Origin of the sequence: Pseudideonella sakaiensis, assembly GCF_048320135.1 — a bacterium.
Taxonomy (GTDB): Bacteria; Pseudomonadota; Gammaproteobacteria; order Burkholderiales; family Burkholderiaceae_C; genus Ideonella_A; species Ideonella_A sakaiensis_A.
In genome coordinates this window covers 3,147,829-3,170,215 of the sequence record NZ_CP182947.1, presented here as the reverse complement: position 1 = coordinate 3,170,215, position 22,387 = coordinate 3,147,829, and the positions used below count along the sequence as shown (strand labels likewise).

At 66.0% G+C, this 22,387-nt stretch carries 17 protein-coding genes; 3 read left to right on the top strand and 14 right to left on the bottom strand.

Features of this window, described 5'->3' with window-relative positions; translation table 11 throughout:
* Positions 1-91: 91 nt before the first annotated feature.
* Positions 92-784, top strand: coding sequence for a dienelactone hydrolase family protein (locus ACNH6H_RS14365; protein WP_418318586.1), 693 nt, complete (start codon positions 92-94; stop codon positions 782-784).
* Between the two features lie 911 nt (positions 785-1,695).
* On the opposite strand, the gene ACNH6H_RS14360 is transcribed toward ACNH6H_RS14365, so the two are convergent.
* From ACNH6H_RS14360 to ACNH6H_RS14310, 11 genes are all read right to left on the bottom strand, one after another.
* Positions 1,696-2,544, bottom strand: a complete 849-nt coding sequence (locus ACNH6H_RS14360) for an alpha/beta fold hydrolase (RefSeq protein ID WP_418318585.1) — start codon at positions 2,542-2,544, stop codon at positions 1,696-1,698.
* A gap of 13 nt (positions 2,545-2,557) precedes the next feature.
* A complete protein-coding gene (locus tag ACNH6H_RS14355) occupies positions 2,558-4,663 on the bottom strand; it encodes a D-(-)-3-hydroxybutyrate oligomer hydrolase (protein ID WP_418318584.1) in 2,106 nt (701 codons plus the stop codon).
* 62 nt (positions 4,664-4,725) lie between these two features.
* Entirely contained in the window at positions 4,726-5,793 is a 1,068-nt protein-coding gene (locus ACNH6H_RS14350; protein WP_418318583.1) for a branched-chain amino acid ABC transporter permease, read from the bottom strand.
* Positions 5,790-6,869 (bottom strand): branched-chain amino acid ABC transporter permease, encoded by a 1,080-nt coding sequence (locus ACNH6H_RS14345; protein ID WP_418318582.1) that lies wholly within the window; start codon positions 6,867-6,869, stop codon positions 5,790-5,792. The genes ACNH6H_RS14350 and ACNH6H_RS14345 overlap by 4 nt, the downstream gene beginning before the upstream one ends.
* 253 nt (positions 6,870-7,122) lie before the next feature.
* Positions 7,123-7,905 carry an ABC transporter ATP-binding protein gene (locus tag ACNH6H_RS14340; RefSeq protein ID WP_418318580.1) on the bottom strand — a complete coding sequence of 261 codons (783 nt, stop codon included), beginning with the start codon at positions 7,903-7,905 and terminating at the stop codon, positions 7,123-7,125.
* Positions 7,902-8,660: an ABC transporter ATP-binding protein gene (locus ACNH6H_RS14335; protein WP_418318579.1), complete on the bottom strand. Its 759-nt coding sequence runs from the start codon at positions 8,658-8,660 to the stop codon at positions 7,902-7,904. The genes ACNH6H_RS14340 and ACNH6H_RS14335 overlap by 4 nt, the downstream gene beginning before the upstream one ends.
* 56 nt (positions 8,661-8,716) lie before the next feature.
* Entirely contained in the window at positions 8,717-9,922 is a 1,206-nt protein-coding gene (locus ACNH6H_RS14330) for a substrate-binding domain-containing protein (RefSeq protein ID WP_418318578.1), read from the bottom strand.
* 252 nt (positions 9,923-10,174) lie between these two features.
* Positions 10,175-11,623 carry a sigma-54 interaction domain-containing protein gene (locus tag ACNH6H_RS14325; protein WP_418321331.1) on the bottom strand — a complete coding sequence of 483 codons (1,449 nt, stop codon included), beginning with the start codon at positions 11,621-11,623 and terminating at the stop codon, positions 10,175-10,177.
* Between the two features lie 174 nt (positions 11,624-11,797).
* Positions 11,798-13,834, bottom strand: a complete 2,037-nt coding sequence (locus ACNH6H_RS14320) for a 4-oxalomesaconate tautomerase (RefSeq protein ID WP_418318577.1) — start codon at positions 13,832-13,834, stop codon at positions 11,798-11,800.
* A gap of 11 nt (positions 13,835-13,845) precedes the next feature.
* Entirely contained in the window at positions 13,846-15,864 is a 2,019-nt protein-coding gene (locus tag ACNH6H_RS14315) for a tripartite tricarboxylate transporter permease (protein ID WP_418318576.1), read from the bottom strand.
* Positions 15,865-15,958: 94 nt separating this feature from the next.
* A complete protein-coding gene (locus ACNH6H_RS14310) occupies positions 15,959-17,071 on the bottom strand; it encodes a hypothetical protein (RefSeq protein ID WP_418318575.1) in 1,113 nt (370 codons plus the stop codon).
* Between the two features lie 173 nt (positions 17,072-17,244).
* Between ACNH6H_RS14310 and ACNH6H_RS14305 the strand changes: the two genes are divergently transcribed.
* Positions 17,245-18,192 (top strand): LysR family transcriptional regulator, encoded by a 948-nt coding sequence (locus ACNH6H_RS14305; protein ID WP_418318574.1) that lies wholly within the window; start codon positions 17,245-17,247, stop codon positions 18,190-18,192.
* Positions 18,193-18,382: 190 nt separating this feature from the next.
* A complete protein-coding gene (locus tag ACNH6H_RS14300) occupies positions 18,383-19,459 on the top strand; it encodes a porin (RefSeq protein WP_418318572.1) in 1,077 nt (358 codons plus the stop codon).
* 179 nt (positions 19,460-19,638) lie between these two features.
* On the opposite strand, the gene ACNH6H_RS14295 is transcribed toward ACNH6H_RS14300, so the two are convergent.
* From ACNH6H_RS14295 to ACNH6H_RS14285, 3 genes are all read right to left on the bottom strand, one after another.
* Positions 19,639-20,496, bottom strand: a complete 858-nt coding sequence (locus ACNH6H_RS14295) for an SDR family oxidoreductase (protein ID WP_418318571.1) — start codon at positions 20,494-20,496, stop codon at positions 19,639-19,641.
* Between the two features lie 127 nt (positions 20,497-20,623).
* Positions 20,624-21,535 carry an MBL fold metallo-hydrolase gene (locus tag ACNH6H_RS14290; RefSeq protein ID WP_418318569.1) on the bottom strand — a complete coding sequence of 304 codons (912 nt, stop codon included), beginning with the start codon at positions 21,533-21,535 and terminating at the stop codon, positions 20,624-20,626.
* Positions 21,536-21,608: 73 nt separating this feature from the next.
* A complete protein-coding gene (locus tag ACNH6H_RS14285; RefSeq protein WP_418318567.1) occupies positions 21,609-22,376 on the bottom strand; it encodes an alpha/beta fold hydrolase in 768 nt (255 codons plus the stop codon).
* Positions 22,377-22,387: the final 11 nt, after the last annotated feature.

Below are 22,387 nucleotides of genomic sequence, written 5' to 3'. Positions count from 1 at the left end.
AAGGCCAAGGGAGGCGCGCTTACGATAGGCATGCGGCGCACGCTCGCCGCACAATCAACGACATGGATGTTTCGACTTCGAGGAGATTTCGATGGGACAGACAGTGACGTATCAGCGCCCCGACGGCGGCTCCGTCGAGGGTTATCTGGCTGAAGCCGGCGCCAATGCGCCCGGCGTCGTCGTGATCCAGGAGTGGTGGGGACTGAACGACCAGATCCGTGGTGTCGCCGACCGGTATGCGGCGGCCGGCTACACCGCGCTGGTGCCGGATCTGTACCGCGGCAAATCGACCGTCGAGGCGGCCGAAGCCGAGCACCTGATGGGCAACCTCGACTTCGGCGATGCCGCCGGCCAGGATATCCGCGGCGCAATCCAGCACCTGAAGCAGCAGCGCGGCTGCGGCAAGGTCGGAGTGACCGGCTACTGCATGGGCGGCGCGCTGACGCTGCTGACCGTCGTCAACGTGCCCGAGGCCGATGCCGGCGTCGTCTGGTATGGCGTGCCGCCCCTCGAATATGTCGACGCCGGCAAGATCAAGGCGCCGCTGATGGGCCATTTCGCGACCGAGGACGTGCCGTTCCCGATCGCCCAGGTCGACGCGCTGGAAGAAAAACTCCGCGCCGCGAAGGTCGGCTACGAATTCCACCGCTACCAGGCGATGCACGGCTTTGCGAACGAGACGCAGAGCGGCCCGAACCGTTTCCACCTGACCGAATACAACCCGGATGCGGCGGCGCTGGCCTGGACCCGCACGCTCGGCTTTTTCGAGCGGCACCTGCACTGAGCGCGGCGCGCTCGGGATCCACAGTCGACCCTCCGACGGAAACCGGATTCGCGAGCGACACCGAACGGCCCGGAGCGGCCGTTGATTTCGCTGGCTGGGCTGACTTTGTGGGAGGGGCTTCAGCCCCGATTCGGGGTGCTTGCACGACTGTGAATCGTCAGGCACAGAGGCGAGAGCAAAGGCGCGGTCGTGCGGCCGCTTGCGCTTAGATGCTTGCCCTCGCGCCGGGCGCTCGGGTTCCCTGCGATGCTCGGTCTTGTGGCCCGTCGCGGAAACTCGCTGCACTCGCTTCGCTCGTTACGCTCAAACAGTCCGCGACAAGTCAGTTGTTGATGCTCGCTGCGCTCGCGGGCCACAAGCCCTGGCCTTGCAGGCCGCACCGGGCCTTGCGGCCCGGTCGCTCGCAAGGCACAAGGGGTCCCCCGGACCCCTTGTGTCCGTGCTCGCCTTCTCAGCTGCGCATATGCGCGCCAGCAGCCACCCGCCCACGCCTTTGCGGCAGCACCGAGGACTTCGACGAGGTTCACCATCGTTGCAGCGCGGCAGGCGGTTCCCGGGCGGGGCGATTTATGCGGCGGCGAGAAGCGCAGGGCCAGGGTCGGCGAGCGCAGCGAGCATCAACAAACATGCTCGCGGCGGTTGTCCGAGCGCAGTGAGCGCAGCGAACGTAGCGAGTTCCGCCGCGCGACCCTGGACCGAGCATCGCAGCGCAGTCCGAGCGCCAGCGAGGACCGCCGCATCATGAGCCACGACCGGGTGCCGCCTGCCGCGCCGCTCGGTCATGGGATGCAATTCGAAGGGCATGCGCGCGGCCAAGATTCCGAATCGGGGCTGAAGCCCCTCCCACAAAGTCAGCCCAGCCAGCGAAATCAACGGCCGCTAAGGACCGCTCACCGCCACTTGATCTTTGTTTACCCCGCCAGAAACCGGTCGATCAACGAGAACTGTTCCGGCGTATTGAGCGCCGGCGCGTGGCCGCAGCCGGCGATCGTCGCGACGACGGCGCGCGGGCCGCGCTGGCGCATCTGTTCGGCGGTGTCGGCGAGCAGCAGGTCCGACGATTCGCCGCGCAGGCACAACACCGGCAGGCTCAGGCTGTCCCACTGCGACCACAACTCGTAGTCGTTCGGATGGTGGATGAACTGCATCACCATCGCCGGGTCGTAGTGCGGCGTGACCCGTCCGTTCGGCAGGCGACGCACCGATGTCTCGGTCAGCCGCCGCCATTGCGCGTCGCTCAACCAGCCGTAGGGCTGGTAGACCTTGCGGAAATAGGCCTCGAGTTCGCTGACCGTCGCAAACGATGCCGGGCTGCCGGCATAACTGCGGATCCGCTCGATTGCGCTGTCGGCGAGCTGCGGGCCGTTGTCGTTCAGCACCAGCCGCTCGATCCGGCCGCGCAGCGGCCCGGCGGCCGCCAGCGTGCCGATCGCGCCGCCCATCGACGTGCCGAGCCAGTGGCAGCGCTCGAGGCCGAAGCGGTCCATCAGCTCGACCGCTTGGCGGACGTAGAACTCGAGGCAATATTCCTGCTCGGGCAACGGGCTCCACTGGCTGAGCCCGCGCCCGAGCGTATCCGGGCAGAGCACCCGGTATCGGTCGGACAGATGGGCCGCGATGTCGTCCATGTCGCGACAGGTGCGAGCCAGGCCATGCCAGGCGATCACCGTCTGCGCCTGCGGCCCCAGCGCCTCGCCCCATTCAACGACATGGAGCTCGCGTGAACAGCAGTCGACGTAATGCGAACGCGGCGACGACATCGCGGTGGCCGGATCAGTCCGGGATCGTCACGGTATCGTTCGAGAACGCAATCGCGTTGGCCGCAGTCGGCGTCGCCGCAAACGGCGGCACGTTGGCCGCGGTGATCGCCGGCGCCGATCCTGGCGTGCCGCCACGCGGCACCGTGCGCACCACCTGGCTCGGCGGCAGCGCGGTGCCGCTCTTCAGGTTCGCATAAACCGAATCGAGGGCGCGGAACAGATAGACATGCAGCGGGATATAGCGGCTGTCATAACCACCGAGCAGCGTCGGCAGGCCGATGAAGGTGTCGAAATGCTGGGCATTCGTCACCTCGATGTAGCTCAGCTTGCTGTTCGCGCCTTCGGTTTTCTTGTTCAACCCGAAATATGGCCGCGAGGTGTGGTTGACAGGCAGCAGCGCATCGTCGCGACCATGGACGATCACCGCCGGCTTGCCGCGCAGGTTGCCGTTGCGCCGGGTTTCGTTGATGCCGGTCTGCAACGCCTGCGCGGCCGGCGACGTGCCGGTCAGCAGGCCGCGCAGGCAGATCGCGCCATCGATGTTGAAGTCTGCCAACCCGGTCGACGGCGAGGTCGACAACAGGTCGCGCAGCGGACCGGTCGGATTGTTCTGGTTGATCAGCTGCACGCCGCTGCTCGGCGGCACGCCGTTGCCGGTCGCGAACATCTGCGCCAGCGATGCATCGGCCAGCGTCGTCACCGCGCCGGCCGCCGTCGTTGCCGCATAGTTGTAGCCGCACAGGTTGTCCTTCACGCTGGCGCGCGAATAGGCATTCGCGTAGGTCACCGACACCGCCGACGCGACCTCGAATGCCGCCAGCGAGGTGTGCAGGATCGCACCTTCAGGTTCGAAGCCGAACGCGCGCAGCACCGTCAGTGCCTCCTCGGCCTGCGCATCGGTGGTCGTCGCAGTCAGCAGCCCCTTCGCCTTCAGCGATGCGCAGCGGTTGGCGGCCGACGCGGTGATGATGAATGCCCGGCCCGGCGCATTGGCGACCGACGGTGCCAGCGCCGCGCACGACTGGTACAGGTTGGCCATCGTCGTGTAGTCGTGCAGCGTCTTGCCGGTGGTCGCGATCGTCGTGTTGCCACGCTTGATCGTGATACCCGGATTGGCCGGCAGGTTGACGTTCGGCTCGGAGACCGCGACGCCGTCGATCAGCCCGCTGCCATCGAGCTCGGCCGCTGCGATCGCCGCGCCGCCGCCATTCGACAGGCTCGATGCGATCACCAGCGTATTCGACGGCTGGAAACGCTGTGTCTTGGTGCCGCCGATGCTGGTCTGGGCAAACTGCTCGTTCAGCACATAGAAGGCGAATTCGACCGCCTGCAGCGTGTATTTGCCCCAGTCCTTCTCCGGATTCTGCTGCGAATGCGCATGCTTGAACGCAAAGCGGTTCGGCGTCGCGGCATTGAATGCGGCACGCTCCGAGGCCGACAGCGCAGCCTTGAAATGCGCCGCATTGCCGGCCGTCGTCGCGGTCGCGCGCGTGCCGTCGATCAGCGGCACGGTATCGTTCATCAGGTCGTGCGTCGAGGCACCGGTACCCTTGTCGGTATAGGCGACCGCGCAGCCCTTGCGCAGCCCCCATTCGCCGGTCGAGATCGCCCCATAGACGCCGCGTGAACCCGACGATGTCGCGGTGATGATGCACGGGTTGGCGGTGCTGAAGGTGCTCGGCACCTGCACCATCAGCGTGACGTTCTGCCGGCCGCTGCCGTCGTCGCTGTAGGCGATGTATTCGGTGCCGGCAACCTTGCCTTCCGACGCCGTTGCATTGCCGTTGGCATCGACGTTCGGGCCGTACAGCGTGCCGTAGCCGCCGGCGGCGGTCGTGTCGACGATTGCGCGGTAATTGTTGTAGATCGCCGCGCGGCGCAATTCGGCAGCGGTCGGCGCGAGCGGGTTCGCATAGGTCGGCGCGGCGCCGGCGAGACCGCTCTTGCCGAGACCGCCGGTCAGCAGGTCGTCGGAATTGCCGTCGTAGCTCTTCGCGCTGACCGTGCCGACATAACTCGGCTTGATGTTCAGCGGCTCGCCGCCATCGCCGCCGCAGGCGACAAGCGCCGCGCTGGCCACTGCTGCCAGCGCAAATCCGTTGATCGAATGGGTTCTCATCGTGAAGCTCCTGAGTTGTTGTTGATTGAAGGACAGAAAGTGACGTGAGATTTGCCAGAGACTCAACGGCCAGGCCGCGATGCCCTCAGCCGCCCCACCACGCCAGTGGGAAAGTGGTAAACCGACAGCACGAACAGCAGGCCGAGCCAGAGCAGCCAGCGGTCCGGCGATACCAGTTGCGCGAGCACCGGTATGCCGTCGAAGACGCCGGCGCCCATCCTGAGCAGCGCCTGCAGGTAGTTCTGTGCCAGCACGAACAGCGCGCTGCCGATCACCGCGCCGTACAGGCTGCCCATGCCGCCGATCACGACGATCAGCAGGATGTCGAGCATGATCTCGAACGACAGCGTCGTGTCCGGCCCGGTATAACGCAGCCACAGCGCGAGCAATGCGCCGGCGATCGTCGCGAACAGCGCCGCCAGCACGTTCGACAGCGTGCGGTAGACGACGACGCGGTAGCCAATCGCCTCGGCTCGAAAATCGTTCTCGCGGATCGCCTGCAGCACGCGGCCGAATGGCGAATTGACGATGCGCAGCAGCAGCAGGAACATCGCCAGCACGACGACGAACAGCAGGTAATAGCTGAACAGCTTGCCGTCGATGTCGATGCCGAACAGTGGCTCGTCGAACGGCTCGAACGACGGGCTGAGCCACTCTGGAGCGCGGAAACTCAGGCCGTCCTCGCCGCCGGTGACGACACTCAACTGCGACGCCAGCGACTGGAATGCCGACGCGACCGCGAGCGTGATCATCGCGTAGAAGATCGCCTTCACGCGCAGGCTGAACAGGCCAATGACCAGCGCCAGCACGAACGACAGCAGCAGCGCGAGCAGCACGCCGATCGCGACCGCGCCCCAGCCCTCGCCGAGCCGGGTGCTGGCGATCGCGACGCCATAGGCGCCGATGCCGAAAAACATCGTGTGGGCAAAACTGACGATGCCGGTATAGCCAAGCAGCAGGTCGTAGCTCGCGACGAGCAGGATGAAGACGAGGATCTTCGCGGCAGTTCCGAGCGCCTTGCTGCCCGGAAACAGGAATGGCGCGAAGGCCAGCCCGACGAGGATCAGCAGCAGCGCCAGCGCCAGCCAGCGGCTGCGTGGCAGATCGTGAGACAGCAGCCGCGTGATCATCTCGACGTCACCGGATAAAGGCCGCGCGGGCGCCACAGCAGGATCGCGACCATCAGCCCGATGTTCGAGAACATCGCGACCTTCGGTGCGAGAAAGCCGGTGTAGTTGGCCATCAGTCCGACCAGCAGCGCGCCGACGAAGCAGCCGAGCGTCGAGCCGAGCCCGCCGATGATGATCACGATGAAGATCAGCACATTGACCTGTGCGCCCATCTGCGGTGTCACCGCCTGCTGGTACAGCCCCCACATCACGCCGCCGAGGCCGGCCAGCGCCGAGCCGACGACGAAGACGCCGATAAACAGCCGCCGGATCGGGTAGCCGAGGCTTTCGACCATCTCGCGGTCCTGCACGCCGGCGCGGATCAGCAGGCCGATCTTCGTCCGGTTCAGCGCATACAGCAGCTTGGCCAGCACGACCGCGCCGATGCCGACGGCGAATACCCGGTAGGTCTCGACCGCCGCGCTTTCGCCGCCGCCGACATCGATCAGCAGCGCACCGCGCAGCAGCTCGGGCAGCGGCAGCGGAATCAGCTGCGGCCCCCAGAGCAGCTTGATGATCTCCTCGCCGACGATCATCCCGCCCATCGTGATCAGGATCTGTTTCAGATGCTGGCCGTAGACCGGCCGCACGATCACGCGCTCGAAAGCCAAACCGATTGCGCCGGCCACCGCCATCGCGACCAGCATCGCCATGAAGACCGCGCCGAGGTTCAGCACCGCAGACGAACTGCCGGTCCAGTCGGCCATGCCGGCAAATACCGTCGTCGCGACATAGGCGCCGAGCGCGATGAAGACGCCGTGGCCGAAATTGAGCACGTCCATCAGCCCGAAGATCAGCGTCAGCCCGGAGGCGATGATGAAGATGATCATCCCCATCGCAAGCCCTGCGACCGTCAGCGTGACCCAGGTCGACGTCGAGCCGATCAGCGGTATCGCGGCCAGCGCCAGCACCGCAACCAATGCCAGCGGAATCCAGTCGAACTCGGCGCGCGGCACGGCAGTGGGGGCAGCAGGTGTTGCCGCGCTTGCGGATGGCAGTGCCTCGGCCGTGGCAGCGCGATTGCTGTCAACGGTCATTGGCGAGCCTCCGGTCGATCCGCCAAGACTGGCATGTAGTGGTCACCGGGTCTGGCAGGAGCCGCGTGCAGTGCTCGGAGCGAGAGCGCTGCGGCGGGGTACCCTGTTCCGTTCATGTCCCCCGGGGCCGAACGCCACCGAGCGCTCGTTTCCGACGCGAACGCCCCCTCCTCCTTTACTTCACTGCACAGGGCACCCCACCCCAGCGCTCCGGTCGTCTTGTTGACGCTGGAAAAGCGAACGCCCATCCCGTTCATCTCAATGCCCCCGCCAGCGCCAGCCCGAGCAGCCGGTGCTGCATCGCCTGGTCGGCCACCAGTTCGGCCATCGCGCCGCTGTGCACGATGCGGCCGTTGTCCATCACCGCAACACGGTCGCCGAGGGCGGCGGCCATCGCGAAATTCTGTTCGACCAGCAGGATCGTCGTCTGCTGCGCCTTCAACTGGCGGAAGGCCTCGATCAGGTTGTTGACGATCACCGGCGCCAGGCCCTTGCTCGGCTCGTCGATCAGCAGCAGCGCGCGCGGCTCGACGATCGCGCGGGCAATCGCCAGCATCTGCTTCTGGCCGCCGGACAGCTTGCCGGCCGGGTAAAGCCAGAATTTGTGCAGCGCCGGGAACAGGCCGAAGATCCAGTCGAGCCGCTGCTTGTCGATCTGCGACACGTTGCGCGCGCCGCGCGCGGCCAGCAGCATGTTTTCCTGCACCGTCAGGTCGCCGAAGATGCCCATGTTCTCCGGCACGTAGGCGATGCCGCGCTGCACGATCTGCGGTGTTCCGAGCGTCGATACGCGGCCTGCTGCGGCGGCCGGATCGCGGCCGCCGATGATGTCGCCATTGAAGCGGATCACGCCCTGCGATGCCGCCCACAAGCCCATGATCGTGCGCAGCGTCGTCGTCTTGCCGGCGCCGTTGCGGCCGAGCAGCATCGTCACCTCGCCGGCCGGCACGACGAGGTCGGCGCCGTGCAGGATGTGGTACGGGCCGATGTGCGTGTGCACGCCGGCCAGTTCGAGCAGCGGCGGCTGGTTGCTCAAGCGGCCTCCTCGACCGGCGTCAGGCCGAGGTAGGCCTGCTGCACGACCGGCGACGCGATCACGCTCGCCGGATCGCCGTCGGCAACCAGCTGGCCGTTGTGCAGCACGATGATGCGGTCGGCCAGTTCGCTGACGACGTCCATCTTGTGTTCGACCAGCAGGATGGTCTTGTCGCCCTGCGCCTTCAGTTCGCGGATCAGGTCGAGCACGACCGGCACATCGTCGAGGCTCATGCCGGCGGTCGGTTCGTCGAACATGTAGACCGATGGCTCGAGTGCCATCAGCATCGCGACCTCGAGCTTGCGCTGGTCGCCATGCGGCAGGCTGCTCGCCAATGCGTCGGCGCGGTCGCCGAGCCTGACCTGCTCGACCAGTTCGCGCGCCCGCGCCAGCGTCTGCCTGTCCGACAACCAGACCGAAAACAGCCGCAAGCCGTGGCGGCGCCGCGACTGCACCGCGAGCCGCACGTTCTCGAGCACCGACAGGCCCGGAAACAGCTGCGTCAGCTGGAAGGCGCGACCGAGGCCGCGGTGGGCTCTGGCTGCGACACCATCGTTGGCCAGGTCGACGCCGTCGAGACGAACCGTTCCCGAGCTTGCCCGCAGCTGGCCCGAGATCAGGTTGAAAAAAGTCGTCTTGCCGGCGCCGTTCGGGCCGACGATCGCCGTCAGCGTGCCCGGCTCGAAGGCACACGAGACACGGTCGACCGCGACGTGGCCACCGAAGCGGATCGTCAGCTTGTCGGTCTCGAGCATCGTCGTCGTCGCCGGCCGCGAACGTTGGTCGGATCAGGTCAACGTCGGTTGATTCTTCAGCGCTTGTTGCGGATCGGCACGTCCATCTCGGATGCCTTGATCTCGCGCACCAGCTCCGGCACACCCCACGGGAAGGCCGGGTCGACCCTGATCTTGAAGTGGTACATGTTCTGCATCGCCTGGTGGTCTTCCTTGCGGAAGGTCATCGTCCCTTTCGGCGTCTCGAAGCTCATGCCCTCCATCGTCTTGATCAGCTTGTTGGTATTGGTATCGCCGTTGGTCTTCTTCAGCGCGGTGACGACCGCCATCGCGGCGCTGAAGCCACCGGCGGTGAAGAAGTCCGGCGGCGCCTTGTATTCCTTGTAGTGCTGCGCAACCATCGCCTCGTTGACCGGGTTCTTCGGTATGCCGAAGTAATAGTAGGCGGCGCCTTCCATGCCCGGGAACTGCTTGTAGGCAGCCATTGCCGGCAAGATATTTCCGCCGCTCGCGACCTCGATGCCGAAGCGGTTCTTCAGTTCGAGCGCGGCCAGCGCGTTGTACGGCGGCGTGCCGCCTGCCCAGACGACGAATATGACCTTGCGGCCCGGCTTGTCCTTCAGTGCGTCGGTCAGCCGCTGGATGCCGGCAGTGAAATCGGTGGTGTTGGTCGGCAGGTATTCCTCATGGACGATCTTCGCGGTCTTCAGCGCATCCTTGAAGGCTTTCACGCCGTCGCGGCCGAAGGCATAGTCCTGCGCCAGCGTCGCAATCGTCACGCCTTCCTTGTCGAGCGCGACGCCGTTGGCGATCGCATCCTGGCTGGAGTTGCGGCCGGTGCGGAAAATGTACTTGTTCCACTTCTCGCCGGTGATCGAATCGGCGACCGCCGGCTCGACGATCAGGATCTTCTTGTATTCCTCGGCCACCGGCAGCATCGCCAGCGCGACACCGCTCGAGGTCGGGCCGACCGCGATATCGGCCTTGTCGTCGCCGAAGGCGGCGGCGAGCAGGCTCTTGCCGATGTCCGGCTTGCCCTGGTCGTCCTTCTCGATCACGACCAGCTTCTTGCCGGCGACTGTCATCGTGCCGTTGGTGGCGTAGGCCAGCCCGAGCTGGAAGCCGACCTTGCTCTGCTTGCCGTAGGCCTCGAGCGGGCCGGTCAGGCTGTGCACATGGGCGATGCGGATCTCGTTGGCCGCTTGGGCCAGCGCGACGGGTGCGGCGGCGGCGAGCAGCAGGCCAGTCGCCAGCGCAGCGGTCGGGAAAAGTCGGCGTGTCATGCAATCTCCTCTGGGTTGCTGATGGCCGCGTCGTGGCGGCACAGCGTCCAGATGCGCAAAGGGCATGCCCGAATTCACCAGGCTGGTGCAAACCCCTAGTCCGCACGCGGCGTGCCCGGCACTTCGGCGCAGCCAGCCACGAACACCGACGGCGCCGTGTATCGAATCAGGACACCCAGCTCTTCTCGGCGTCCAAATTCCGGACACACGCTCACTCTGTCTCGATTGCGGACAGTAAGGAGCCTGCGCCGTTCAATCGCCGCCGCCGGTACCTGCAAGGATTTCCGGATAACGCGCCAGCCGCTGGTACAGCACCGACCGCGGCATGCCAAGCAACCGCGCCGCGGCGACCCGGTTGCCGGCTGATCTGCGCAGCGCCGCGACGATGGCCCGCCGCTCGGTGGCGGCGATCTGCTCGGCCAGCGGCAGCAAAGTGTCGGCAGCTGCTTGCGACGGCGCCACGGCTTGCGACGAAAGCGCCGGTACCGGCGAGGAAACCGGCGGCAGGTTTGCGTCAACGACGATCGATCCAGCATCGGCCAGACGGGCGAAATGTCCGCCGTGCAGCACCAGTTCGTCGGTCATCAGCGCGGCCTGTTCGAGCGTATTGCGCAGTTCGCGGATATTGCCCGGCCACGGCTGCCGCGCCAGCACTTCGACCGCATCGGCGGCCAGGCTGCGTGGCGGCAGGCCGCTGCGCCGTGCGATGTCTTCCATCAGCACCTCGGCGAGTGCCTCGAGATCGCCGAGCCGCTCGCGCAACGGCGGCAGCCGGATCGGCATCACGTTGAGCCGGTAGAACAGGTCGGCGCGGAAGCAGCCGTCGGCAACCATCGCGGCGAGGTCGCGGCTGGTCGCCGCGATCACCCGCACGTCGACCCGCTGCACGCGGTTGCTGCCGAGCGGCTCGACCTCCTGCTCCTGCAGCACGCGCAGCAGCTTGCTTTGCAGTGCCATCGGCATGTCGCCGATCTCGTCGAGGAACAGCGTGCCGCCATCGGCCAGCTTGAACTTGCCGTCACGCCCCTTGCGGTCGGCGCCGGTATAGGCGCCTGGTGAGACACCGAAAAACTCGGCCTCGAGCAGCGTTTCCGGAATCGCCGCAATGTTGACGCCAACGAAAGGCCGCGCAGCGCGCAGGCTCGCCGCATGGATGGCCTGCGCCAGCACCTCCTTGCCGGTGCCGGTCTCGCCGAGAAGCAGTACCGTGCTCGATGTCGGCGCGACGCGACGCGCCTGCCGCTTGACTTCCAGCACCGCCGGGCTCGATCCGATGAAGCCGGCAATCGAATATTTTGGCCGCCGCGCATCCGCGAGCTGGGCGTGCACGGTGTCGAGCTGCTGCTGCAGCCGGTTGAATTTGCCGATCAGCGGCTGCATCGTCGTTTCCGGATGGTCGAGCAGCACCATGCCGAAGGCGCCGATCACCTCGCCGCGGTCGTCGCGCAACGGCAGCCGGCTGACGACGAAGGTGCCGGCCTTGTTGGTCAGCAGATCGATCAGCATCGGCTGCCCGGTATCGACGACGTGCGGCATCATCGTATTCGGCACCACGTCCTCGATCAGCCGGCCGACAAAATCCTCCTCGGCATGGCCGAGCGCCGGCAGAAACTGCTTGTAGCCGTCGCTGATCCAGACGATGCGGTGCTGCCGATCGACCACCATCGTGCCCATCGCGCTGCGCGAGAACGCATCGAACATGTTCTGCGCGGCCAGCTTCAGCACCGCATCGGCGTCGAAATTGTCGGGAAACACGGCCTCGCCCCTTGGTGTCCGGAAAGCGATCACTTTATGCGCAAGTGCGCGCTCGGGCGTCCACGTTTTCCGCAGGCTGGGCGCTTAAGCCACGCCCCGCTCGCTCCCGACCCCGGCAGGCTAGTCGAGCACTGCCGCCGGCGTCGGCTTCAGGCCGCCCTGCAGCACCACCGACTGCCAGCGCTCGGCCTCCTTCATCAGCCAGTCGTGCAGTTCGCCCGGCGTCGAGGTTTTTACCTGCGCGCCTTCGGCGTCCAGGCGGGCGACGGTTTCGGGATCCTCCAGCACCCGGTTCAATGCGGCGTTGAGCTGCCGCACGACAGCAGCCGGCGTTTTCGCCGGTGCAAACAGCGCATACCACTGCGTGATCTCGACACCGGACACCCCGGCCTCGAGCATCGTCGGCAGATCGGGCCAGGCCGGCAGCCGTGTTGGCGCGGCAACCGCCAGCGCCTTCAGCTTGCCGCTGCGCAGAAAAGGCTGCGCAGTGAACAGGCTCGGGAACATCAGCTGCACCAGGCCACCGGCGACCTTGGCGATCGCCGGGCCTGCGCCGACGAAGTCGATCCGCAACATGCGGGTGGCGGTCTGCAGCTGGAACAGCTCGGCAGCAAGATGCGGCACCGTGCCCTCGCCGGCCGAAGCATAGGCGAGCCGTTGCGGCGAATCGCGCAGCAGGCGCACCAGCTCCGAGACATTGCTCACAGGCAGTTCGGCCGGCACGACGAGCAGCGTGGGCGAATGGCCGATCAGCCCGATCGGCGCAAAGTCGGCAACAGGGTCGTAGCGCAGTTTTTGCAGCGCCGGATTGATTCCGTGGGTCGCGATATAGCCGAACAGCAGCGTGTGGCCGTCGGCGGGTGCGGCCGCGACATGTTCGCTCGCGATCGACCCATTCGCACCGGCACGGTTGTCGACCAGCACCGGCTGGCCGAGCAGCGGGCCGAGCTTGCGGGTCAGCGCGCGTGCCATCGTGTCGTTGCCGCCGCCGGCGGTCGTTGGCACGATGATGTGGATTTCCCGCCGTGGAAACGCGCGCCCGCCGCTGGCGACCAGTGCGGCCGGCTCCGCCGAGGCAGCGGCTGCGGGCGGGAATACATAACCCGGCAGGTGGAGCACGCCCTGCATGATCTTGCGCGCTGTCCGCACCAGGGCGGCCCGTTCGACGGTGGCCTGTTCGCCGCGGCCCTTCAGTTCGACCTCGACATTGATCTGGCCGGCCGGGTGCAGCACGACCAGCGGATGCGATCCGGGCTCGCGATCGTCACCACTGGCCACCGTGCCGGGCAATGCGAATGCGGTCGCGACGCCGATCGCTCCGGTGACCGCATGCGACGCATGGCATTTGTGCGGCGTGAAATAACGCGAGGTGATGCTGTCGGCGCCGTCGCCGGCGCTGACCAGCACCGGTTTCGGCACGACGCTGTTCGTCACGTCGCCGAGTCCCATGCGGATGCCGGCTTGCAGCCGCAACGCCTCGATGCGTTCGAGCAGCGCCAGGTTGGCATCGAGTTCCGCCGGCCGTTCACGACCGCTCAGGCCGAGGTCGCCGGCTCGCAGGATCATCAACGGCATCGCTGCGTCGATGCAGGTCACGTGCAGACCGTCAATGACGTCGATGCGCCGGCCGGTCGGAAACAGCTTGCCGGTGACAGCGCCACAGGCGTCGAGAAAATTCAGCAATACCGGCGCGGCGGTGCCGGCCACGCCGTCGATGCGCGCGTCGCCGTCATAAGTCAATTGTCCGCCAGGTGTGCTGACCGTGGCCTCGATCCGTGCGCCGGTGTTGACGTTGTGGATGCGCAGCGTCGTGCGGCCGTCCTTTGCCGGGAACAGGCCCTGGTCGATGGCGAACGGCGCGACGCCGGCCAGCATGTTGCCGCAGTTCGGCCGGGTATCGACAGACTGGTGTCCGACGCCGACCTGCGCAAACAGGTAGTCGAGATCGCAGTCGGGCCGCATCGAACGCGAGACGATCGCGACCTTGCTGTTGAGCGTGCTGCCGCCGCCGAGGCCGTCGAGCTGCAGCGGGTCGGAAGCGCCGATCGCGCCGATCAGCGCCTGGTTGCGCGCGGCATCGCCTTCGGGCAGCCAGTCGCGCAGGAAGAAGGGCCCGCGCGAGGTGCCGGCGCGCATCAGCACGCACGGAATGGACATCGTCATCGGAGTCATTTCAGCGGCCACGGCAGTTCGACGACACGTTGCAGCGCACCGGCCGGGAAATCGAGTGTCAGGAAGTGGCCCAGCGTGACCATGAAGCCGACGCACAGGGCCATGTAAACCAGGCTCTTCAGCCAGCCGAATGCGGTTCGGGTGACGAGGTAGGCCGTGATGAACACCGCCAGCGCGAGGATGAAGCCGACCAGCGCAGTCATTCCGAACAGCAGCACGAACCAGCCGATCGACGGCCAGACCGAGCTGCCGTCGGCCGTGCCGGTGGCGACTGCGCCGACTTCCTGGTCGCAGTGCGCCGCGTGTCCAGGTGCTGCCGACCACAGCTGCCAGAACAGCAAGGCGCTGAAGAACAGCATCACGAGCGAGGTGTACAGCGGGAAGACCGAGCCGAGAAAGGACAGCGGATAACTGCTGGCAACGCCATAACCGAACAGCACCATCATCAGCAATGCGAACAACAGCTGCGGTGCCCGTTCGGCACGCGTGACGCCCCCTGTCGGCACCACCGGCGCGGTGGCCGCTTTGCCCTCCGCAGGCTTGCTGACCGCACCATCTTCGGAGACCCGATTGCGCACCGCCAGCAACAGCGAGACAGCCGCCAGCGCGCCGATGATCAGCACGCCCGGGCGCTGCAGGAAGCCCCAGCCGAAGAATTGCAGCGCCTGGTAGAGATAGGCCTCGACCTGGCCGGACAACACGAAACCGATCAGGAAAGCCGGGCGCGGCCAGCCGAAACGGCGCAGGTAGATGCCGAGGATGCCGACGCCGAACAACACCAGCAAGTCGGTCAGGTCGCGTCGTGCCTGGAATGCGGCGAAGCAGATGAGCATCAGCATCACCGGCGCGATCTTGTCGAACGGGATGAAGGTGATGCGCGCGATCGGCTTGGCGAGCAGAAAACAGATGAAGGCGCCGATCACGCTGGCGATCGCGAGTGTCCAGGCGATCGTGTACGTCAGCGTCAATTCGGTTGTGACCATGCTGGGGCCGGGCTGCAGGCCGAGCAACACCATGCCGCCGAGAAACACCGCCATGCTGCCGGAGCCCGGGATGCCGAACAGCAGCGTCGGCATCAGCGCACCGCCCTGCAGCGCGTTGTTCGCCGATTCGGGTGCGATGACGCCGCGCACGTCGCCCTTGCCGAACTGCGAGCTGTCCTTCGACGACTGCACCACATGGCCATAGGCGATCCAGTCGACGACACCGCCGCCGAGGCCGGGAATCGCGCCGATGAAGGTGCCGAGCGCAGAACTGCGCAGCACCAGGAACCAGTGGCGCAGCGTGTCACGAACGCCCTGCAGCCAACCTGAGCCCAGCGTAGCGCCGCTGGCGATCGCGCGCTGGCGGCGCATCAGCTCGGCAAGTTCGGGAATCGCGAACAGCCCGAGGCCGACGATGACCAGCGGAATGCCGTCCTGCAGGTAGTCGAGTTTCAGGTCGAAGCGGCTTTCGCCGGTCGCCGGCGCAGCGCCGATCGCGCCGAACATCAGCCCGAGGCCGCAGGCGACGACGCCGCGCACGATGCTCGCGCCGGCCAGCACGCCGACGACCGACAGCCCGAATACCGCGAACATGAAAAGCTCGGCGGTCGAGAACATCAGGATCAGCGGCTTCGCGACAACGATGAAGCCGGTCAGCATGATCGCGCCACAGACGCCGCCGAGCATCGATGCGGAGAATGCCGCGCTCAGCGCGCGCGCCGCCTGGCCCTTCTTCGCCAGCGGATAGCCGTCGAGCACGGTGGCCTGGCTCGCGCTGGAACCGGGGATGCCCATCAGCACCGACGTGAAGGTATCGCCGGTCGGGATCACCGCGACCATGCCGATCAGCATCGCGATTGCCGACACCGTGTCCATGCCGTAGATGAATGGCATCAGCAACGACATGCCGGCAATGCCGCCGAGGCCCGGCAGGATGCCGACGCCGAGTCCGACGACGATGCCCAGCAGCATGTAGGCCAGGTGCTGGACCGACAACAGGTCGGCCAGGGCTGAATTCATTGCGTCGAACATCGTCTTCTCCGGGGCTTTCGTGAATGGCAAGCAGGGGCGGGCCGGCCGCGGCCGCGGCCGCAGCCGTGCCTACCCGCGCAACAGGCTCAGAGGCTCAGAACTTCGCGTTGTAGTTTTTCTCGAGGTGATGTCGCACCCACGAGCGGGCGTGCGGCGCGAGCGTCGTGCCTTCTCGGTACAGCGACTCGGCGGCCTTGTCGGTCACCTGCTCGTAGCCACCCAGCGCCTCTTCCTTGCCGGCCTGGTACTCCGGGTCCTGCTTCATCTTGCGCACCGCATTGCGGTAGGCCTCGACGATCGGCTGCGGCGTGGCCTTTGGCAGCACCAGCAGTTTCTGCGCCGGGAAGCCGGCAATCAGGAAGGACTTGAACGCTTCCCACTCACCGCCGGACGGCGGCTTGCCGGTGACGATCTGGATCGCCTCGCCGATGTGCGGCAGGTCCGGGAAGGTCGGATCGCGAACGATGTTGCCGTTGTCGTCGGTGACGCCCCAGCTGAACAAGGGCACGGCCTTGCCTTCCTTGACCAGCGGCAGCGAGCTCTTCAGGTAGGCCGATGTGGTCTGGTGGTCGATCGTCGCTTCGCCGCGCTCGAACGCGAGGCGGCCCTCGCCGCGGCTCTTCATGCCGAACACATGGTGAACGTCGAGGCCGAGCAGGCGGTAGCCGAGCAGCGGCACCAGGTCGAGCGAGGTCGCGCCCTGGCTCGCAAACACCAGCCGCTTGTTCTTCAGCTTCGCGAGGTCCTTCACCGACTTGACGCCGAGCGACGAGCTGACATAGGTGACGCCGCCGGTTGGCGCGGCCATCACCACCTGCCAATCCTTGTAGTCGTATTGCACCCGGGTATCGCCGAGCAGGAACGGAAACTGCGTTGACGCCGATGTACCGAGGACTTCGAGGCCGTTCGGTTTCGCGCTCGCTGCAAAACGATTGCTGCCAGTGATCGAGCCGCCGCCCGGCACGTTCTTCACGACGACGATCGGATTGCCCGGCAGGTATTTCGACAGGAACGGCGCATTGAAACGCGCCCAGGTGTCGGAGCCGCCGCCGACGCCGAACGGAATGACGAATTCGATCGTCTTGCCGGCGAATTCTGCCGACTGCGCAGTGGCGGCGGCGGGCAGCAGCAAAGCAGCCGCGGACAGTGCAGCGGCGAACGTCAGTGACGCCTTGGCGGCGGTGGACTTGCGGAATGGCAGTTTCATGGCTTTGTCTCCAATCGGGTCTGGTCTGTGCCAACACGAGGCGTGGCGGTTCGGCGCCGGCTCGTTGGCATTCGACGCGTGGAGGGATCATCGGAAATCGCGTTGTGGTTGTGAATTGCATAGTTGGGATCGATTGATCCACAATGCGCATCAGCGAACCGGAGGACAGAGCCTTGGCGATCGAGTTCGATCTCAACGACCTGCTGGCTTTTCGTGCGGTTGCGGAGTTGGGCAACTTCCGCAAGGCTGCGGAGGCGGTGCACATCTCTCAACCGGCGTTCAGCCGGCGCATCGACAAGCTCGAGCAGGCGCTCGGCGTGCGGCTGCTGAACCGCACGACGCGCCATGTCGAGCTGACCGCGGTCGGCCGCGATTTCGAACGCAAGGTGCGGCAGATCCTCGACGATCTCGACGTCACGCTGATGGGCATCCGCGGCGACAAGCGGATGCGGATGAGCGAGGTGACGATCGCCTGCGTGCCGTCGGCGGTCAACCATTTCCTGTCGCACGTGATCGCCCGCAGCCGCGAGCGTGACGCCAATGTTCGGGTCAAGGTCATCGATGCCAGCGCCAACGATGTGCTGTCGGCGGTGTCGCGCGGCGAAGCCGATTTCGGCCTCAATTTCATGGGCGCGATGGAAGGCGACATCGAATTCCGCACGCTGATCGAGGAACGCTTCGTCGCCGCCTGCCGACGCGACCATCCGCTGGCAAGGCGGCGTCAGGTCCGCTGGGAAGAACTTGTCGAATACGACTTTGTCGCGGTTGCCAAGTCGTCCGGCAACCGGTTGCTGCTCGACCAGGCGCTCGCGGGCGTGATCCAGCCAAAAAGCATCTGCGAAACCCGGCATGTGACGACGATGCTCGGCCTGGTCGAGGCCGGCATCGGTGTCGCCGCCGTTCCGTCGATGGCGATGCCGGGCCCCGATCACCCGCTGCTCGTCAGCGTGCCGCTGGTCGATCCGGAGGTCACCCGCAAGGTCGGCCTGATCCAGCGGCGCGGCCGCCCGCTGCCGCCAGCGGCCCAGCAGATCTACGACCTGTGCGTCGAAATGGAGGGACGGACGTCGGATCGGCATTCGCGGCCGGCCGCGAAGAGGGCGAAGCCGAAGAAGGCCTGAACTCGACCAGGCGGTCGCGACATCGGCCGAGTCGCTTTGCCTGCGATCGATGCGCTTCGTGGATCAATCGATCGCAACTGTGCAATTCACAGGTTCATCGCGCCACGGAATCATCCTGCCCTGACTTGCCGGCCCTGCGACCAGGTGGCCGGCCAGCAGTCGAATCCAACCCCGCAGGAGACCTCCCTCGATGAAACCGCAGATCCTCGCCGCCAGTCTGGCCGGCATCTTTCTTGCGCCGATGACGGCCCAGGCCCAGAGCAACGTGACGCTGTTCGGCATTGCCGACGCGGCCGTCCGTTACGTCGACAACCAGGGCCTCGGCTCGGTCAGCAGCCTGGTCAGTGGCTCGGGCTCGACCAGCCGCATCGGTTTTCGCGGCGTCGAGGATCTCGGCGGCGGCCTGAGCGCCGGCTTCCACCTCGAGCACGGCCTGACGCTCGACGACGGCACCGCCAACAGCACCAGCAAATTCTGGGACCGCCGCGCCACCGTCAGCGTCGCCAGCAAGGCCATCGGCGAAGTCCGGCTCGGCCGTGACTTCGTGCCCAGCTACCGCAACTGGAGCCGCTACGACCCGTTCTCGTATGTCGGCGTCGCGCGATCGAGCGACTTCTTCTCGAGTTCGCCGACCGGCCCGATCCGCTCTGCCTTCGGCAGCAACAACAACACGACGGTGCGGGCCGACAATGCCGTGCAGTACCTGCTGCCCAAGCTCGGCGGCATCGAAGGCGAGGTGATGATCGGCCTCGGCGAAGGCGGCGATGCAACCGCAGGCCGTGCGAAGCTGGCCGGCGTCCGGATCGGTTATGCGACCAAGGCCTTCGGCGTGTCGGCAGCCTCGACGCAATCCGAGAACAGCCTGACGACGCTCGGCAAATTCAAGGACCATGTCGTCGGCGGCAATGTCAAGGCCGGTCCGGTCGAACTGAGCGCAGCGTGGCGGCAGATGAAATACAGCACCGTCAAGCAGACCAACCTGATGCTCGGCGCCGAAGCCACCTTCGGCCAGCACGTCGTCAAGGCATCGTGGCACAAGGTCGACATGGACGGCCGAGTCGGCGCCACCAACGTTGGCGCCAACGATGCGACCAAGCTCGGCCTCGGCTATGTCTACAACATGTCCAAGCGCACCGCGCTGTACTCGAGCCTGGCCCGCATCTCGAACGACGGCGGTGCACGGTTCGCGATCCCGGGCGGCGCAGCCGGCCTGGCTGCCGGAACTTCTTCGACCGGATTCGAGGCGGGTGTGCTTCACCGCTTCTGATCGTCACCATCACTCAGCGGAAGCCGGGGGCGATCGCCCACCGGAGTTGACAAGGGCCCGATGTTTGTCGGGCCCTTTTTTTTGAGCTGGACTTGGTCGGTCTCGGGCTTGTCCAGCGAGCGGGAAGTCAGCTGGTCGGCACGCCGCGCATGGCGTCGCGGACAAAGCCGCGCGCGGCGTCAGCTGGCCCGGCCCCGCTTCAACACAGCGAAATAATCGGACCAGCACTGGTGATCGCGTCCGGCCGCAGCTTTGAAATCGCTCGGCGCGTCGTAGGCGCCATCCCGGATTCCCTCGTAGATGCCCGCGACCACGTTGCCGATGAACTCGCCCAGTTCGGCGATCCGATCGGCCCGGTACGCCTCCACATCCATTTCGCGGTAACGCAAGGGCACACCGAAGGCGTCGCTCAGGTGCTGCGCCAGCGTCGCCTGTGTGATGCGCTCGCCGTGCAGCTTGTAGGTCTGGCCGCTGTGCTGTGGCTGGGTCAGCATCCGAGCATAGGCATGGGCCAATTCGGGCCGGGTGGTGTAGCCACAAAGGCCATCGCCCGCGCAGTTGACGATTTCGCCGCTGCTCGCGTATTGGTCGATGTATTCGACATCGGGCTCGATGTAGATGCCGTTGCGACCGATCGTCCAGTCCAGTCCGCTGGCTTTCAGGTCTTCTTCGGTCTGGCGGTTGCTTTGCACGATCGGCGAAAACGCCGAATCGGCCAGCGGCCCCTGCACGCTGGTGTAGACCATCTTTTGGACACCTGCAGACTTGGCCGCGTCGATCACGTTGCGGTGTTGAACGACGCGTTTGTCCGGCGCGTCCATGCCCGACACCAGCAACACGGCGTCGATGCCCTGGAAAGCCCGCTCCAGCGCGGCGCGATCGTCGTAGCTGCCCGCCCTCACCTCGACACCCAGGCCCCGGGCTTTCTCGGTCGAACGTGCCACGGCGATGACGCCTTCGCTGCCGAGAAGTTCGGACGTGGCCTTGACGATGGCGGAACCCAGCTTTCCACTGGCAGCGGTGACTGCAATCTTCATGGTGACTTCCTTTATGCGAATCAGATCGGAGTTGGCGCGACGAGACCAACGTCAGCCACTCAAGTCCTCGTGGCGATCGCATGGCGGACGCGCTGGCCCCGCCGGTTCAAGCACAAGTCTTGCATGCTCACCGCGACCCCTCGTAGGCATGCTCGGGCCGCCAGGGGTATGGCCCCATGTGCATGTCCAGCATCACCCGCCAGACATTCATCGGCAACCACTCCCTGTACATGGCCCAGTGTTCGTACTTGGGCAGCTTGACCGCAGACGGGATGCTTGCAAACGGTGTTCCCTTCTTGAATTCGGCGGTAATCGCTGCCTGAAGATCCTCGATGAATTCGCGCACCGCGACCACGTCCGATTTGCTGCCGAACGGATCCATCGCGTGGGTGTGGGAAAAGATGGCCGACTGGAAGTCCAGTGCCTCGACCTGCCGCAGCGTACGTTGCCACTCCTTGATGTTGAAGTCCGGCACGATGCTCATCAGGACACGGTTCGGAGTGACGATATCGGCGATGTAGGCGATCTTCTCCTTCGGCAACAGGAAGACGGTCATGCCAAGACCGTGGCTCATGCCAAGGTAGTGCAGCTCGATGGTCCTGCCCCCGAGCACGAATTCCTTCCGGTTGCCGGCCCAGGATTCGTCGGGCAGAGCGAGCTCCGGATGCGGGTTGGCCTTCATCCACTCGAAGGCCTCGACATGCGCGACGATCTTTGCGCCTTGATCCCGGAATACCTGCCCGCCCTTGGAGTGATCCCAGTGGTTGTGGCTGTGCAGCAGATAGCGAATCGGCTTGTCCGTCACGCTTCGAATCGCCTGCACGAAGCCCCGCGAATGCTGTGCATTGACAGGCTCGATCGCAATGACGCCTTCGCTGGTCACGACGAACATCGAGAAATATCCATTCCCGGGCCCATATCTGTAGACACCATCGGCGGCCTTCCAGACATGCTGCTGCTGGGCGACCGCGGCATTCATCGACAGCAGGCTCGCCAGCACGATTGCCAGCGCCGCAAGGACGCGATTCAGCTTGTACATCGGTATCTCCCCTCGATTCGAAAAAGCACCCGTTGCCGGAACCGTGCTTGCTACCCGGTGCCGGCCGGGTCATTCAAAAGCGCCCGTCGCGCAGAAACGCGATGGTGTGCTGCGCGACGCGTTCGTCGTCGCGCATCGCCGAGTGCCTGACGTCGACGATGGCGAAATCCTGCATGCCGGTCAGCCGCGTCGACGCCACCGGCACCAGCCCGTCGTTCGGCTCGCCGAGCTCGCCCATCGGCCCGCCGTCACGGCTGACTTGTCCGGCGATCACCCCGACCGGATAGCTTGGCGCGGGCAGGGTCTTGGCAAAACCGTCCGAACCGGTGCCCAGCGAATTGGCGAGCGGACCGGCGAGCCGCATCCACCAGGCATCGCGGTTGCGGTCGACCACCGGCGTGCCCTGGTTCGGTGTGCCCAGCATCACGACACGGCCCAACTGGGGTATCGCCCGGTCGGCGAGGTAGGCGCGGATCAGCAGGCCGCCCAGCGAATGGCCGACGAAGTGCACCAGCGTGCTCGACGCGGCACAACAGGCGTCGATCTGCGCCTGCACCTCGGCCACCGCCTCGCCGGTGGTGGCGCCGAACGAGTCGTAGCCGACCAGCGTGACCGCATAGCCTGCATCGGCCAGCCGCTGCGCCAACGGTCGCATGGCCGATGCACTTCGTCCGAGGCCGTGGATCACCACCACCTGCTCGCGCGACTCGACTCGCGCTGCAGCTGTCGTATCGACCTGCGCACCGGCCGTCGCGACACAGGCTGCCAGGCCCACAGCCATCGGCACACCGACCACGAGCGCCGCCAGCACACGTTGCCAGCGTCGCAGTGCACGCGTCATCGTTCCTTGCC